This is a genomic window from Dolichospermum sp. FACHB-1250 (assembly GCF_014696335.1).
GTDB lineage: Bacteria > Cyanobacteriota > Cyanobacteriia > Cyanobacteriales > Nostocaceae > Dolichospermum > Dolichospermum planctonicum.
Genome location: NZ_JACJPZ010000004.1, coordinates 94,178 through 110,546, shown reverse-complemented (window position 1 = coordinate 110,546; position 16,369 = coordinate 94,178). Strand labels below are relative to the sequence as shown.

Sequence of the window (16,369 nt, the reverse complement as noted above, 5' to 3'; positions counted from 1 at the left end):
TTGTCAGTTATTTTTTTAAGACCTAAGCCCCAGTGACGAGAGAATGAACCACATTCTAGAAATAGAAGCGTTCAGCGCAGGTGTTGTCGAAGGATAGGACAGGAAGGAAAAAAGTAGGTTTCAACCGGATTTTACCTTTACCTCAGTCCTATTTTCTTAACCATGGACCATTAACACAAACATTAAGCAATTGTTACAAGAGAATAATTATGGTTATTATTGAGATATTTTAACAAATATGAGGAAGGAATTTTTTCGTGGAGAATTTGGCTCAAACCCTTTAAATCTACGATGTTCAGGAACTTGAGATTTTGAGGTGATGTCAGTTTGCTGGGAAAGTGCGGATTTTGCGGTAGTCAAATTATTCTCATAAATGTTACAATTCTTAATATCGCTAAAGACGCAAAAAATATCTGACTTGCTACCCTGTATCTAAGCTATAGATACTTGTAAAAACCAGGATATAACTGTAGTATTTAGCAGTAAAATACCTAATTTCCCAAAAGATGAGCAACAGTCTTTGACTAGGCGCTTTTGTTGTCAACCATCATCAGGGTTTCCTGTCCAATTAGGTAGCAACCTCCCAATACGATGATTCGGTTCACGAATCTATCAACACACAGCACACAATAGTGTAACCCACCATTACCAAAGAGTAGCGCCATGAAGACCGCTAAAACAGCCACCGACCTCGTGCGGACTTACCTGCGTGAGATTGGCCGTGTGCCACTCCTCACCCACGAAGAAGAGATTTTTTATGGTAAACAGGTGCAACGATCTACTGCCTTGCATGAGATCCGGGAAGGTCTTGCTACCCGGTTGGGTCATCCACCAAGTTTAGAAGCATGGGCCGCAGCGTCTGATTTAGAAGTATCAGAATTAAATCAGGCCATTTCCCAAGGTGAAATAGCCAAACGGAAAATGGTAGAGGCCAATCTCCGATTAGTTGTGTCTATTGCCAAAAAGTACATTAAGCGCAATGTTGATTTACTTGACCTCATTCAAGAGGGCAGTATTGGTATGCAAAGAGGTGTAGAAAAGTTTGACCCCACTAAAGGCTATAGATTCTCTACTTATGCTTATTGGTGGATTCGTCAAGCTATTACCCGTGCTATTGCCGAAAAAGCCCGGACTATTCGCCTACCTATTCATATTACCGAAAAACTCAATAAAATTAAAAAAGCCCAGCGTCAACTATCCCAAGGTCTGGGACGTGCGCCTACGATAGCTGAGTTATCCCAAGAATTAGACCTCACACCTAAACAGGTGCGAGAATATCTAGAAAAGGCTCGTCTGCCATTATCTCTAGATTTGCGTTTAGGAGATAATTATGATACTGAACTTGGGGAAATGTTAGAAGATACAGGTGCAACACCGGAAGATTTTGTCATGCAAACTTCCCTATCTTATGACTTAGAGCGGATGATGTCAGAACTCACCCCCCAACAACAGGATGTAATTAGTCTACGCTTTGGACTAAAAGATGGACAATCCTTAACTTTGGCTAAAATTGGTGAAGTCCTGAATATTAGCCGGGAACGGGTTCGTCAAATTGAACGCGAAGCTTTAAGTAAACTTCGCAAATCTAAAGCCACTATGAATGAATATCTTGCAAGTTAGTCGCTTGTTTTCTGCTTTCTTTATGGGTGGAGTTTCCCCACCCATACTAACCATACTAGTAGGTGAAAAAACCCCCATTTCTAGTACGGTTAAACCGACTCCCTCAAAGGGAATAATCTGCTATTATGATTAATATCATCTGTATAATAGTCAACTAAATCGAAGCAACGATACTATCAATTATTTCAGTCACAAACCCCATTGTTAGCAGTGACACTATAGGAGGTCAAGCATGAGTAACCAATCTAACCGAGTATCAGAATTTTTTAATAGTGAGTCGGAAGCAGGTAATTTATTATGGCAATACGTTAAATCATTAAGTCCAGATACAATTACTCAATTATCCAAACCCAGTTCCCACGAAGTTTTACAGGTCATGGAACGTAATATTATCGGACTTTTAGGAAATCTACCTTCTGAACAGTTCGGTATTACTATTTCTACCAGTCGAGAAAGCTTAGGTCGCTTATTAGCATCCGCGATGATTAGTGGTTACTTTCTGCGGAATGCAGAGCAAAGGATGGGTTTTGATATGGTTGTACAAGCAACAGAAGCGAATAATAGCGCTGAATAATATTATTGTAGCTTAGGAAAATTATCAAAACAAAGATCAACTCGGTAGAGATATAATTAATCTGCCGAGTTTTTTGATTATTTATTGGTAGTTGGTAGGTAATATTATATGAATGAAACCAATTTTTCTATTCCTCATAAAATTATTGGTGTTGCTGTTATTTGGAATGACCAAAAACAAATTTTAATTGACCGTCGGCTTCCCCAAGGTACAATGGGTGGTTTATGGGAATTTCCAGGAGGAAAAATCGAAATTGGTGAAACTATTCAAGAGTGTATTAAACGGGAAATCTCGGAAGAGTTGGGAATAGAAATTGCAGTTGGAGAACATTTAATTACTATTGATCATACTTATGCTCATTTACGGGTGACTTTAACGGTACATCATTCTCAACATTTAACAGGTATTCCCCAAACTATAGAATGTGATGAAGTTCGCTGGGTAAGTTTGGACGAATTAGATAATTTTAATTTCCCAGAAGCGAATGGGGAAATTATCACAGCTTTAAGGAAATATGATCAGGAAAATTGATAAATTAGACATTTATTCCCAATATTTACACATCTTTAAACCTGCATTTAGATCCCCTACTTTTAAGTTAATCTTTGGTAAATAATAATTTATCAAAGAAGTCGGGGATCTTTTGTTTGTGTTATGATAAAAATCAAATATTGTTAACCCTTTTTTCAACAATCAAAGGTAACAATCTATTAACACTATTTATTTGTTACTAATAATTTTCTACAATAGTTAAAAGGACTTTTATTAAAGGTGTAGGTAAAAAATGTCTAAAACCGTTGCTGACGTGATGAGTCGTGATCCTATACTCGTCCGTCCTCAAACTCCCTTAAAAGAAGCTATCCAGATTTTAGCAGAAAAACGAATTAGCGGTTTACCTGTAATTGATGACGCAGGTAAATTAGTGGGGATTATATCAGAAACAGACTTGATGTGGCAAGAAACCGGTGTAACTCCACCCGCTTATATTATGATTTTGGATAGTGTGATTTATTTACAAAATCCCGGTACTTATGAACGAGATTTACATAAGGCTTTAGGACAAACTGTAGGAGAAGTTATGAGTAAAAATCCCGTGGCTATTTCTCCTGATAAATCATTAAGAGAAGCAGCACAATTGATACAAAATCACCAGGTTCAGCGTCTCCCTGTTCTTGACAATGGGGGTAACGTCATTGGTATTCTCACTCGTGGTGATATTATTCGTGCTATGGCTACTGACTAAGAAGCACCAGAAGATTAACGGACAAATGACATAGGATAATTAAATGGCTGTTTCGGCTGATACTATCAAAACATTACTAGATTCTGACAATTTGGGCGATCGCTTACGTGCGGTTAATCAAATCCGCGAACTAGAACCACACATCGGTTTAGAGTTAATACAGATTGCTATAGGTGATAGCAGTGCGCGGGTACGTTATGCTGCGGTCAGTCAAATGGACACCCTGGGAAAACAGGATTTACCATTATCCTTGACAATATTACGGGGTTTACTTTATGATCCCGAAGCAGATGTGCAAGCAGCCGCAGCAGACTGTTTAGGTGCGCTAAAATTACATGATGCTTTTGAGGACTTACAAAAGCTTTACCAAGAAACATCAGAATGGTTAGTCCAGTTTAGCATTATTGCGACCTTGGGAGAATTAGGAGATCCACGCGGCTTTGAACTACTCAAAGAAGCAATTTCTTCAGATAATGGCTTAATACAAACTGCGGCCATTAGTTCTTTTGGTGAGTTGGGAGATACAAAAGCAGTTCCTCTCCTCGTTCCATACTGCACTAATCCAGATTGGCAAGTGCGTTACAGAGTTGTGCAAGCGTTGACTCGCTTAAATAGTGAGGATGCTAAAACTATTCTAGCCAATTTAGTAAATGATGAAGTGGAAGCTATTTCTCATGAAGCTAAAAAAGCTTTACAGTTAGTTTAGCCTAGTAGTTGCGTTTATTCGATAAAGCGCAACTGCTGAACTCATTTTTCTAATTTCTCAATTTTTCTAAATAACTTGATTTTTGATTGATATCAAAAACTTGATCATTAGACATCAGGTGAAAATTAAAAAATTAAATATGTGTTATCTGTAACACTTAACTCTTTTAGAGACGTTCCATAAAACGTCTCTACATTTTTTATCTTTCGCGGAAATTTCTCTTAACCCCCATATACCTGCGGCCAAGTCGTCACTACAAATACTATAACCGCACTGATAGCTAGGATACCTTGAATCAAATTTCCCACCACCGTTCCCACGGTAATTCCGATACCAGCTTTTACCGCAGACCATAATCGTCTTTGGTAAAGGAACTCACCCACAATTGCACCTAATAATGGTCCAAATAGAATTCCCAATAATGGTCCACCAAAGGGTAAAGCGGGTAATAATCCCAAAAATCCCATTAATAAACCCACAAAAGCGCCAATTTGTCCCCACTTACTAGCACCTGCTTGTTTAGCCCCAATGTAACCAGCAAGGAAATCAACTCCCGTACTCAGAAGTAAAACAATGATTGTCACAATCAGGGGAATTTTAATAGCAGCAAAGGAATGACTGACCATTCCCCAGATGATAATAGATATTAAAATCAGGCTGCTTCCAGGGATAGCAGGAACTACAGCACCAATAATTCCCACTAACATTATAGCCAATAATAGCCAATAAATAATCTGCATAATTAATTTAAGAGTCGGAAGTTAGAAGTCGGAAGGAAGAAAAAAATTACTCATTACTAAGAGTAACAGCTAATTTATCCGTAATTCCCGCAGTCCAGTTTTCATCTTGTTTAGTATAACTGCACGGTTGATTTGCTGCTAAAATTAAAACTCTTTACTTTACCAACGGAATGTTAAATGAGTGTATCTGCTGATATTATAAAAGAATTACTGGATTCTAACAACTTAGGCGATCGCTTAAGTGCAGTTAATCAAATACGCGAATTAGAACCACATATCGGTTTAGAATTAATACAAATTGCTATATTACTTACTCCTGCATCATAACTATACCCCAAATTAATCTACTTATTCGCGCCTTTGCTCCTGAGCGTCTTAGCGCGAAACCTTGATCAAAAATCAAGCATAATTAACCATTATCAAACAAAGAAAAAAACACTATGAACACACAACCCCTCCCCCTCCCCCTCTGCGTCGGAGTTCTCGGCTTCGGTGGACTCGGCCAAGCAGCAGCCAAACTCCTTTCCAGCAAACGGGAAATGATTCTCGTCGCCGCCGCAGACCAAAAAGGTTACGCTTACTCTAGAGAAGGCTTAAACACCCAAGCTTGTATCACGACCTACCAAAATCAAGGTACAGTGGGTTATTTAGAATCCGTTGGGACTTTAAGCAACAACAGTATTCAAGATTTAATCACCACCAGTCAGCCTGTAGATGGTTATTTTCTGGCTTTACCCAACCTTCCTAATGATTTTATTCCTTCGGTAGCTAAACAGTTCATTCAAGCCGGTTGGCGCGGTGTCCTGGTTGATGCTATAAAACGCACCAGTGCCGTAGAACAACTTTTAGCGATGAAAGATGAACTACAAGCAGCGGGAATTACTTACATGACTGGCTGTGGTGCTACTCCGGGACTGTTAACCGCCGCTGCCGCTTTAGCCGCTCAAAGTTACGCTGAAGTCCACAAAGTAGAAATTACCTTTGGTGTAGGAATTGCTAACTGGGAAGCTTACCGTGCTACTGTGCGGGAAGATATTGGCCACATACCCGGTTATACTGTAGAAACTGCTAGAGCCATGACAGACCCAGAGGTAGAAGCATTACTAGATAAAACCAATGGTGTGTTAACTTTAGCGAATATGGAACACGCTGATGATGTGATGTTAGAAATAGCGGGTATTTGTTCACGGGATAGAGTCACAGTTGGTGGTGTCGTTGATACCCGTAATCCCCAAAAACCTCTCAGTACAAATGTGAAAGTTACCGGACGCACCTTTGAGGGGAAAATATCCACTCACACCTTCACATTAGGGGATGAAACCAGCATGGCCGCCAATGTGTGTGGTCCAGCCTTTGGTTATCTTAAAGCTGGTCAAGAATTGCATAATAGGGGCATTTCTGGCTTATTTACCGCAGCGGAAATCATGCCAAAGTTTGTAAAATAGGTGATTGGTAAAAAACAAAAAAACAAAATCCCCGACTTCTTTAAGGAGTCCGGGATCTAAACCTAGTACAACCGTGAAATCAATATCGCACTTTTTAACTTATAGGACTTACGCGCAATTTGCTTCTTCATGAACTACTAAGGAGCGAAGGACGGGGCTTGTGTCCTATGTTTTTGGTCATATACCTTAAATGACATAGGTATTGGTCAATTAATTCTGTATACTTATATTCTGTTTCATTTACATTATCTTTTGTGATCTTTTGTGACTAGAAATCGTGAACCTTTAGTTAGTTTAGCACTGTATCACGCTTTTAAGTGGTCGGTGATTAGCCCCTTGCTACACACATACTTCCGGGGCAAAATTTATGGCGCGGAAAATGTCCCCCAAACAGGTCCTGTAATCATAGTTAGTAATCATGCTAGTTATTTTGACCCACCTATAGTTTCCAGTTGTGTCCGTCGTCCAGTCGCTTACATGGCCAAAGAAGAATTATTTAAAGTTCCTGTTTTAGCACAAGCAATTAAATTATACGGTGCTTACCCCGTCAGTCGCGGTACTGCTGACCGCAATGCTATCCGTGCGGCTCTAGAATATTTAGAGAATGGTTGGGCTGTGGGTGTATTTTTAGAAGGTACACGCACTCCAGATGGTCGCATAAGTGACCCAAAAAGAGGTGCAGCCCTCCTGGCAGCTAAGGCCAAAGCTCCTTTTTTACCAGTGTGTTTATGGGGAAGTGAGCAGATTTTACAACCCGGTTCTTCTTTACCTCGTCCCGTACCTTTGACTATTAGAATTGGTCAATTAATTGACGCTCCCAGTTCTAATAATAAGGAAGAATTGGAAAGAGTGACTCAAAAATGCGCTGCGGTAATTAATGAAATGCACGATTTGGGCAGGTAAAATTTAAAAAGGAGATGCACTATAGCATTTCCTTTCTCAGTCAGGTACAGGAATCAGCAATAAACCGCAGATAAACCCAGATAAACCCAGATAAATCTGTACCTGGGTCGAGTAAGAACCTTACGCCAAATAATCAGCTAAATATCAAAAAATTAATTTATAATAAAATTATTATCTAAATAATATCAAAGTTAGACTAATGCAACCAGACAATGTACAAGTAGGCTTATTTGGATTAACTCATTCCAATAGAGACTTTTCTCAAAGAGAAAGTTGGGGAAAAAATCAATTTAATAATTCTTTTCCCGCATCCTTAGCTTGTTATATGTATCAGAAAGGTTTAAAACTTAATTATTTAACCTTGGACAAACAGTTAAAAATTGAGCATCAAGAAATAGATATTTCTCAAATATTTGGTATTGATCCTCTTTCTCCCCATTTATTTTTTTCTTTTGAGAGTGACTATATACCTTATAGAAAAATAGTTGTTGGTAAATTGCCGCGAGTTGATTTAGTAACCCATGATCTTAATAGAGATAATGCTTGTTTACGAAGTATAGAAATTAAATTAACTGCATTACCTGATAATTCTACTTATCGGTTACCAGATTATGAATACGGCTGTGAAATTGTTACCAGACCAGATACTATTGTGTATCTTGCTTTGAGTATTGCTCATAAATTTGAAAATTCAAGAGATAAATTACTCAATTATCTTCAACCCGTATGTAGTCAAATTGAAGATTGGTTAAGTATCCGTCAGGTATTGCCTTTTATTCCTCAAATTGTAGATAGTTTAGATACTTTAATAAGTGAGAATATAGCAATTCAATCTCCCTTAGTTATGCAACCGATATGGAAAACTGTAGGTAAAACTTCTAAACTTTATCAAAACTGTTTAGATATTTTTATCTGGAGTAACTTTGGTTTTACCAGGCTTTTCTTTGATATCACTAAAAGATTAGCTAAATCAGAAGAAACCATTCAAAGACCTATGCGTTCTGTTGTCTGGTTGGCAAAGATGTTATATGAATTTGCTCTGGTCGGTAAAATAAATCATAAATTGGTGATTGATACATTAACCTATAACACCAAGAATGATAAAGCCTTTGCTTTAAGTGGTTCTAATACTCGTCCTTATATGACTTGTGATAATTTGCTTCAACCCAGAATTACCAAAGAAGAAATTAAAAACATCATTTTAGGAGGAGGGCAAAACTTTTTAAGTCCTGAAAGAAGATTTGATGCTATTATTTTCAGCAATCCAGAAATTTTTGATGATAGACTAAAGGAAATTTAATGAATATACAAATGAAATCGTCTTCCTTAAAGGTCATAGATATATTTTCTGGTTGTGGTGGTTTATCGCTAGGATTTCAGAATAGTGGATTTCAAATTGTCGCTGCTTTTGAAAACTGGAAATCTGCCATAAATGTTTATCAGCAAAATTTTCATCATCCAATTTTTGAATATGATTTGAGTCAGGTAAATAATAATTATTCAATATTTAAAAAATTCTCACCTGATGTAATTATTGGTGGTCCACCATGTCAAGACTTTTCCAGCGCTGGTAAGCGTAATGAAGATTTAGGTAGGGGAGATTTAAGTATTACATTTGCTGAAATAGTAGCTAATGTTTCTAGTCAATGGTTTGTTTTAGAAAATGTACAATTATTTAGAAAATCACACAAATATCAAGAATTTAAGCAAATCCTCAAATCTGCTGGTTATGGTTTAACAGAAAAAGTATTAGATGCTAGTCTATGCGGTGTACCACAAAAGAGAAAGAGATTCTTTTGTATAGGAGAATTGGCTGGTAAAGATGATAATTTAAAGACTTATTTAGAAGCTAATTTATCTAAAAAAAATACAACCATTAGAGATTATTTAGGAAATAGTTTGGGGATTGAATATTATTATCGTCATCCTAGAAGTTATCAAAGAAGAGCCATTTTTACTATCGATGAACCAAGTCCAACTATTAGAGGCGTAAATAGACCAATACCTAAAACTTATCAACAACATCCCGGAGATGTTGCACCATTAACACCAGATTTACGTCCTCTAACTACTCGTGAAAGAAGTTATATTCAAACTTTCCCTGATGATTTTATTTTTGTCGGTTCAAAAACAGATTTAGAACAAATGATTGGTAATGCTGTACCCATTAAATTAGCAGAATATGTTGCTAAATCTCTACTAATGTATATTGAAGATAAAAATAAATATCACATATCTGATGTTTCGTTGTTAACTGTTTAAATTATCATATTTCCTATGTCACAAACTCAACCCAACCCTGAACAACTAAAAATCATCAACCACATCAAAGGAGCATTATTAATATTAGCTCCCGTGGGAACTGGTAAAACCCGCGTTTTATCATCAAGAGTTGTCAACGCAATTAAACAAGGTATTCCTCCCGAAAAAATACTCTGTCTCACTTTCACTAACCGCGCAGCTAAAGAAATGAAAAAACGGTTAGCAGAAATGTGTCCTCAACAATTTCGCCATATCACAATTAAAACTTTTCATAGTTTATGTACTTCTATCCTGAGAATAGAAGCGAGAAATATTGGTTTACCAACAGATTTTGTAGTTTATGATGATACTGACTGCTTAGGAATAGTTAAAGAGATTTTTAAACTACGTGACGATAAAAAAGCTCAAAATAAATTATCACAAATAGCAGATTGCAAAACTAAAGCGAGTCATTTACAACTATCTCCTAATTACCCTCTAGAAAAATTATTTGCACCATTAGGAATATATAAGGCAAAATTAGCTAATAAATACCAAAATTTATTACAAGAACGTCATGCTTTAGACTTTGCTGATTTAATCTTTTATATTCGTTCTTTGTTTTCCTATTATCCGGAAATTAAACAAAGATGGGAAAATCGTTTTGATTTTATTCAAGTAGATGAAGTTCAAGATACTCATTTATCAGAATATGAACTTGTCACAACTTTAGCTACTAGAACTGGTAATATTGCCATAATTGGAGATTTAGATCAAACTATTTATGAATGGAGAGGTTCTGAACCTGAAAAAGTTGTCAGTCAATTTAAACAACAGTTTCAACCTCAAGAATATTCTCTAACTTGGAATTATCGCGCTACTAGAACTTTACTTAATACCGCCTCTGGTTTTGCTGATTCCTTTGCAACAAGACATACAAAAATAACTCCTGCACTCAATTGTAAAAATGGTGAACTAATTCCAATTTATGCAGCTAAAAATGAATATGATGAAGGAGAATGGATTGCTAAACAAATTCAAAGTTTAGCTAAAAATAATCCTGATTTTCCATATAATCGAGTTGCTGTTTTAACGAGAAATCATAAACGTATTGGTATAATTAGCCAAACCTTAGAAAAATTCAATGTTCCCTGTATCACAGTTGAACAACATCATTTTTTTTCTCTTCAAGAAATTAAAGATACTCTTGCTTATTTACGTTTTATTATTAATCCTTTTGATGAAACTTCACTGTTAAGAATGTTATTACGTCGTAGTCGGGGAATTGGTAATTTTACTATTAATCATATCATCAAGATCATCAAGGCAAATGAAGTTTGTGGTTTTAAATTAACTGATATGGCCTCAACACAAACTTTTATTGATGGTGATCCTTTTAGTAATTTAATTACTGCTTATGATTCAGGAACAATTGTTGTTTTTGATGTGGAAACTACGGGTTTGATAACCGGTAAAGATCAAGTAATTGAAATTGCTGCTATTAAATTGATTAATGGTCAGATAAAATCTGAATTTCATGCTTATATTAAAAATACTATACCCGTGGGAGATTCAGAACAAATACATGGTTATAGTGATGAATTTTTAGCCACAAATGGGAGAAATGCTCTTGATGTATTTATAGAGTTTTTAGCATTTATTAGTGATGCTTTTTTATTGGGACATAATCTCGGCTTTGATATTAAAATGATTATAGCTGATGCTCAAAAATTGGGTTTATCAACTCCTCAATTTATATGGGGAGATACCTGGGATTTAGCAAAACGATTTATCCCAGCAGATAATTATAGTTTAGAAAATTTAGCAACTCAATTAAACCTCAATCAATTACCCAGTCATCGCGCTCTTGATGATACCAGTACAACTGTGGAATTATTAACAATTCTCATACCTTTAATTAAACATCGTGCTGATTATCGTCAAGCTTTAGTTTATCTTTATGGAGAGGAATTTGAAGCTTTAGCTAATGATATTCACAGTTGGAAAAATTCCAGCCAAAAATTACGTCCAGCAGATTTATTAGGTAATATTTTAATCGAGTCTGGTTTATATGATTTTTATGAAAATCATCAACCACACAGGTTAGAAAATCTGAAAAGATTAGTCAAGATTTTCAAAGAACAGGATAATGTAGAATTACATCCTGATACAGCGTTAAGAAATATTCTCGAATATACAGCTTTAGCGAAAAATTTAGATCAAATTTCTCAAGAAAATAATCAGCTTTTAATTATCACAATTCATCAATCCAAAGGTTTAGAATTTGATCATATTTTTATTGCGGGTATGTGTGATCAAGAATTTCCCAGTTATTTCAGTTTACGGGATAATCAATTAGAGGAGGAAAAGCGGTTATTTTATGTAGCGTTAACAAGAGCAAAAAAACAGTTATTTATCTCCTGGTTTCTCAAAGATTATAAAAATGAACCTAAGTCCAAAAGTCAGTTTATTAACTCACTACCTACTGAATATTTAATTGAAACTACATTCCCTAGCAGCTAATAAAATGATTGTAATACCAAATAGAATAAGATTTTAAGAATAATTGACCGTAGACAAACCCAGATAAAAACACATGAATTAATGGATTTTATGATTCTGTGCAGCCTCACATACAATTGGGTTGTTATATTGTAAAATCAAACTAGTAACCAAAAAAGTGGCAAATTATGTCGGAATTACGAGAAAAATTACAGCAAAATCTTGATGAAGCAGAATGGGAATGGTTAATTCCCCATGTTCAAAAAGATGCAGTGATTGTAGTAGCGGAAAATTTAGACTTATTAGATGTGGGAGAAGCGATCGCTAGTGATAATATTCTTTCAGTACAACATTGGATAGATGAACAATTATTAGCTAAACCTACAGTAGATCAAGTGGGAGAATGGAATTTCCACCGTAACAAGCGATTTAATGCTCTGATCGTTGAACCTTATGTGTTAGTAAAAGAAATAATTACTCCCATCTCGTAAATTGTTAATATTCTATTAATATTTCATGACAGTTGATTGAACTTATTATTTGCGAGAAATTAAAAACTCTGTAGAGAGGTTTTTTGTAGAGACGTTATATGGAACATCTCTACATTATTTTTACCTCAATGTCTATTGTCTAAATCAAAGCTTTAATTCTGGGATTTTGGAGAAATAATTGCGTATTAATTATCAACTTTTCACCCCAACCATTTTCTTTGAGAAACTCAATCTTTCCATAACGTTTATCTAATTTTAATGCCGTTTCTGCGGATTTCAAACCGGCTTCTTGATCACCTTTTCCATACAAGGCTACACCTAATGCTAAATGTGCTTCTGCAAAATTGCTATTGATTTTGATCGCATTTCGCCAATAATTAATTGCTGTTTCTACTTCTCCCATTTCATAGGAAACTATACCTAAGTTCGTGTAAGCTTCGGGATAGTCGGGTTTTAATTTAATGGCTTGAGTGTAATCATTAATTGCCTGTTTGTAGTCTTTTAAGAAATAGTGAGCAATACCCCGAACATAGTAGGCTTCGGTAAAGTCGGGTTTTAATTTAATGGCTTGACTGTAATCATTAATCGCTTGTTTGTAGTCTTTCAATTGTAAATAAGCATCACCCCTAGCACCATAGTATCCTGCATTTTTAGGATCAAGTTGAATGGCTTGAGTATAATCATTAATTGCCTGTTTGTAGTCTTTTAATTGTAAGTAAGCAAGACCCCTAGCACCATAGTATCCTGCATTTTTAGGATCAAGTTTAATGGCTTGAGTATAATCATCAATCGCTTGTTTGTAGTCTTTTAATTGAAGGTAATAACCACCCCTAACAACATAGTATGCTTCATTTTGAGAATCAATTTTAATGGCTTGAGTTAAATCATCAATACCCTGTTTGTATTCTTTTAATAAGAAATAGCTATTACCCCTAATAACATAGTATCTTGCATCTTTAGGGTCAATTTTAATGGCTTGAGTGAAATCATCAATTGCCAGTTTGTATTCTTTTAAATCATAGTAAATACCTCCCCTGGTTGTGTAAGCTATACACATTAAGCCAGTGTAACTACTAATGAAGCCTTTATAATCTTTATATTCAGAGTATCTGAGACCTTGCAAAGTGTATGGTGCATTTTGAGGGTCACGACGAATAGTTTCTGTTAAATCAGATATAGCTTGTTTATAGTCTTTTAATTTTGAGTAAGCAAGACCCCGCAAAGAGTGGTAGATTGCATCTTTAGGGTCAAGTTGAATGGCTTGAGTGAAATCAGCTATGGCTTGTTTATAGTCTTCTAATACTAAGTAAGAGCCACCCCTCATACCATAGTATGTTGCATCTTTAGGGTCAAGTTGAATGGCTTGAGTATAATCAGCTATGACTTGTTTGTAGTCTTTTAACTGTGTGTAAGCAATACCCCTGCTATTATAGTATTTGGCATTTTTAGGGTCAAGTTGAATCGCTTGAGTATAATCAGCTATGGCTTGTTTGTATTCTTTCAATCCCTCGTAAGCACTACCCCTGACATTATAGTACAATGCCTTTTTAGGGTCAAGTTGAATGGCTTGAGTTGAATCAGCTATGCTTTGTTTGTATTCTTCTAATACTAAGTAAACCGAACCTCTCATGAGGTAAGAGACAGCGTCTTTAGGGTCAAGTTGAACAGCTTGAGTAAGATCAGTTATGGCTTGGCGATAGTTTTTTAACTCTACATAAGAAGAAACACGCCCATTATAAGCAAATTTAAACAGAGGATCAATTTTAATAGATTGATTGTAAGCCTCAATTGCTTCAGGAAACCGCTTTAAGTAATGAAGCGTAAAACCTCGCCAGTGGTAAAGATCAAATTGATTAGGACTCAGAGCAATGGCTTTGTCAAAAGATGTTAATGCTTCAGAATATTTATCTAATGCAAGCAGCAATCTACCCCGATCTTTCCAAGCTTGAGCAAAGTTGGGATTAATTTTAAGAGCTTTATCATAAGCAGCAATTGATTCTGGGTATTTTTTCTCACTATCAAATATCACCCCCTTGAAATACCAAGCTTGATAAAAATCCGGTTTTTTGCTAATCGCTTTATCAACAGCTTTTATTGCTTCTGCATATTTTTGAGAACGCCATAGTTGATTAGCATAATTTAGCCATAATATTTCATCATCACTATTTTTAGGAACTTGATCCAATGGTAATAAATATTCACTAATTACATCCTCTTCCGATTTTTTTAGTGTAGCTGGTGCAGTAGTTTCGACTTTTAAATCTGAATCTATTCCTACCTGTTCAACTAAATTTAAAAATGTCCTAATGGGAACACCAGAACTACTACCTAAATTGATTTCACCATCAAAATCGAGTGATATTTCACCTTCCACTCTGCCATGAATACCAATCAATCTTCCTTCGGTATCTAAAACCGCACCACCACTCATTCCGCCTTTAGTAATATTACTATAAAGTAGATCATAACCATCACTTAAAACAGTTTGTATTTGCACGGGTATCAGAGAACTTTGATTATTGAAACTTAGATAAGTATTCAACTTAATGAATTGCTGTTGGCTCAAAATTCCCGCCGTCAAAATCCGATGAGGTTTGTTTTGATTTTGTTGTTTATTACCAGGAAAACCAGAAACAAACACTTTTTGACCTTTAGTATTTAAACTATAATTTGCTAAAGTTGTAACTTGATATTTTTGATTACTGGTAAATTGAACAACGGCTAAATCAACTCCAGGCATTCTTTTCGCATTGCTGACATTTAGAGCATATCTTTGATTATCCGGTGCGACTATTTCTAACTTATTTTTTAATTTTTTTTCATCACGATTCCAGATCACATGATCTGCGGTCAACACATAATAAATATTACCTTTCTGGGCAATAATTACCCCAGAACCGATATCGTTGGGGTTAGCATTAGGAATTAAAACCGTAATTTCTTGGGCAATTTGGTCAATATTTTGGATTAAACCTTTTTTTACTCTCAAACCCGAATTATCAATCTTTATAGGCGATTTAGCCACAAATTCCGGGACTATCTTAGCAACACTATAAATCGGTAAACCCCAACTATATTGACGCATTTGCTGACGTTCGGCTGCGCTGGGTTTACTATTGTCAATATAAGTATATATTTTATCAGAAATAGGATAGGCGTGAACGGCATTAATGCCAATAACTTCACCTTGATAATTTAATATGGGTCCGCCACTCATTCCCGGTTGAATTTTGTTATTATAACCAATGCGATAACCTCTTTGAAAACTTTTATCTGGTAATAGAGAAATTTGTCCTTCTGTGAAAACTAATTTAGCACTATCATTCACAAATCCAGCCGCGACAATTTTTTGATTTACTGCTATAGGTGCGGAAGTTCCTAAGGTAGCTATGGTATATTCTACTGTTGATAGAAACTGGAATAAAGCTGCATCTTGATTTTTTATAGATGGGGGTTTTTCTTTAATGACAGTAGCAGGATATATTTTTCCATCTGGTGCTTGAATGCGATAAGATTCCCCTGGATTAATCACATGATCATTAGTTAAAATAGTGTAATTATTACCATTTTTGGCAATTAAAGTTCCTGAAGCACTGCCATTTTTAGTTAATATTTTCACGGTGATAGATTTGGCTAAATCTTGTAATTGTGCTGAACTTAATACTTTTTTTGTAGTTTCTTGTGCGGTAACTTGGGTAGCAGGAATTAGTAATAATTGTTGGGGAACAATTAACAAACTACCTGTACAAATGAGGGTCAAAAATAAGCGTTTCATTTTGGTTTATCAGTATTATTTGGATAAAAAATTTCATTTGTAGGGTGTGTTAGCGACAGCGTAACGCACGATTTTTAAGCATTGTCATAGGTTATGGTGCGTTACGGTTTGCACCTAACGCACCCTACG

The 16,369-nt window shown here is 35.7% G+C and carries 13 protein-coding genes and 2 pseudogenes; 12 read left to right on the top strand and 3 right to left on the bottom strand.

The features are described from left to right. Window positions 1-663 precede the first annotated feature (663 nt). From H6F39_RS02635 to nblB, 5 genes are all read left to right on the top strand, one after another. Entirely contained in the window at window positions 664-1,620 is a 957-nt protein-coding gene (locus tag H6F39_RS02635) for an RNA polymerase sigma factor, RpoD/SigA family (protein ID WP_028084705.1), read from the top strand. 232 nt (window positions 1,621-1,852) lie between these two features. Then, window positions 1,853-2,194: a DUF760 domain-containing protein gene (locus tag H6F39_RS02630; protein ID WP_190372740.1), complete on the top strand. Its 342-nt coding sequence runs from the start codon at window positions 1,853-1,855 to the stop codon at window positions 2,192-2,194. A 108-nt stretch (window positions 2,195-2,302) separates the two neighbouring features. Continuing rightward, window positions 2,303-2,725 (top strand): 8-oxo-dGTP diphosphatase MutT, encoded by a 423-nt coding sequence (gene mutT / locus H6F39_RS02625; RefSeq protein ID WP_190372741.1) that lies wholly within the window; start codon window positions 2,303-2,305, stop codon window positions 2,723-2,725. A 253-nt stretch (window positions 2,726-2,978) separates the two neighbouring features. Beyond that, window positions 2,979-3,437: a CBS domain-containing protein gene (locus H6F39_RS02620; protein WP_137906550.1), complete on the top strand. Its 459-nt coding sequence runs from the start codon at window positions 2,979-2,981 to the stop codon at window positions 3,435-3,437. 43 nt (window positions 3,438-3,480) lie between these two features. Then, on the top strand, window positions 3,481-4,143 hold the full coding sequence (gene nblB, locus H6F39_RS02615) for a phycobilisome degradation protein NblB (protein ID WP_137906549.1): 663 nt from the start codon (window positions 3,481-3,483) through the stop codon (window positions 4,141-4,143). Between the two features lie 221 nt (window positions 4,144-4,364). On the opposite strand, the gene H6F39_RS02610 is transcribed toward nblB, so the two are convergent. Together H6F39_RS02610 and H6F39_RS02605 are read right to left on the bottom strand one after the other, a co-directional pair. Next, complete coding sequence (locus H6F39_RS02610) at window positions 4,365-4,883, bottom strand: DUF456 domain-containing protein (protein ID WP_137906548.1); 519 nt, start codon at window positions 4,881-4,883, stop codon at window positions 4,365-4,367. Between the two features lie 46 nt (window positions 4,884-4,929). Beyond that, a pseudogene (locus H6F39_RS02605) lies at window positions 4,930-5,034 on the bottom strand (cofactor assembly of complex C subunit B); the annotation flags it as partial. A 26-nt stretch (window positions 5,035-5,060) separates the two neighbouring features. Between H6F39_RS02605 and H6F39_RS02600 the strand changes: the two are divergent. From H6F39_RS02600 to H6F39_RS02570, 7 genes and pseudogenes are all read left to right on the top strand, one after another. Next, window positions 5,061-5,189 (top strand): annotated as a pseudogene (locus H6F39_RS02600) (HEAT repeat domain-containing protein); the annotation flags it as partial. A gap of 134 nt (window positions 5,190-5,323) precedes the next feature. Beyond that, window positions 5,324-6,328 carry a saccharopine dehydrogenase-like oxidoreductase gene (locus tag H6F39_RS02595; RefSeq protein ID WP_137906547.1) on the top strand — a complete coding sequence of 335 codons (1,005 nt, stop codon included), beginning with the start codon at window positions 5,324-5,326 and terminating at the stop codon, window positions 6,326-6,328. 264 nt (window positions 6,329-6,592) lie between these two features. Then, window positions 6,593-7,231, top strand: coding sequence for a lysophospholipid acyltransferase family protein (locus H6F39_RS02590; RefSeq protein ID WP_190372742.1), 639 nt, complete (start codon window positions 6,593-6,595; stop codon window positions 7,229-7,231). A 199-nt stretch (window positions 7,232-7,430) separates the two neighbouring features. Beyond that, window positions 7,431-8,531 carry a HindVP family restriction endonuclease gene (locus tag H6F39_RS02585; RefSeq protein ID WP_137906545.1) on the top strand — a complete coding sequence of 367 codons (1,101 nt, stop codon included), beginning with the start codon at window positions 7,431-7,433 and terminating at the stop codon, window positions 8,529-8,531. Window positions 8,532-8,542: 11 nt separating this feature from the next. Beyond that, a complete protein-coding gene (locus tag H6F39_RS02580) occupies window positions 8,543-9,493 on the top strand; it encodes a DNA cytosine methyltransferase (protein ID WP_199290836.1) in 951 nt (316 codons plus the stop codon). A 15-nt stretch (window positions 9,494-9,508) separates the two neighbouring features. Beyond that, window positions 9,509-11,995, top strand: a complete 2,487-nt coding sequence (locus H6F39_RS02575; RefSeq protein ID WP_190396166.1) for a 3'-5' exonuclease — start codon at window positions 9,509-9,511, stop codon at window positions 11,993-11,995. A 167-nt stretch (window positions 11,996-12,162) separates the two neighbouring features. Further along, complete coding sequence (locus tag H6F39_RS02570) at window positions 12,163-12,465, top strand: DUF2288 domain-containing protein (protein WP_137906543.1); 303 nt, start codon at window positions 12,163-12,165, stop codon at window positions 12,463-12,465. Window positions 12,466-12,604: 139 nt separating this feature from the next. On the opposite strand, the gene H6F39_RS02565 is transcribed toward H6F39_RS02570, so the two are convergent. After that, window positions 12,605-16,240 carry a serine protease gene (locus H6F39_RS02565; RefSeq protein WP_190396165.1) on the bottom strand — a complete coding sequence of 1,212 codons (3,636 nt, stop codon included), beginning with the start codon at window positions 16,238-16,240 and terminating at the stop codon, window positions 12,605-12,607. Window positions 16,241-16,369: the final 129 nt, after the last annotated feature.